General features: G+C 37.7%; 1 protein-coding gene. It reads right to left on the bottom strand.

The genetic code is table 11. The features are described from left to right. Window positions 1-248, bottom strand: a 248-nt coding sequence (locus tag J7R05_RS08725) for a nucleoside-diphosphate kinase (RefSeq protein WP_281388243.1), incomplete at its 3' end; no start/stop codon positions are given. Window positions 249-398 lie beyond the last annotated feature (150 nt).

Genomic DNA, 398 nt, shown 5'->3' with positions numbered 1-398 from the left:
ATTGCATTCTCACCTTCTAAAACTTGCACAACTGTTGGACCAGAAGACATAAACTCAACCAACTCACCAAAAAATGGGCGTTCTTTGTGAATAGCATAAAACCTTTCAGCCTCACGCTGACTCATCCACACTCGCTTAGATGCAACAACATGCAGTCCTGCATCTTCGAGCATTTTTGTAATTGCTCCTGTCAAATTACGACGTGTTGCATCTGGTTTAATCATTGAAAAAGTACGTTCTACAGTCATTTGACCACCTTTATTTGCATTTATAATATTATCTGGGCGTTCTATAGCGAGCGAGAAGCATTTTGCCAAGAGATTGTAGAAAAATCCGCACCAATTTTCAAAAATGCGTAATCAATTGTCAAGAAAACTTTAATAAAAAAGAAATTTCGC

The organism is Bartonella capreoli, assembly GCF_902813205.1.
Taxonomy (GTDB): domain Bacteria; phylum Pseudomonadota; class Alphaproteobacteria; order Rhizobiales; family Rhizobiaceae; genus Bartonella; species Bartonella schoenbuchensis.
Note: the sequence above shows the minus strand (reverse complement) of the source record. Positions and strands in the feature narration are given on the sequence as shown.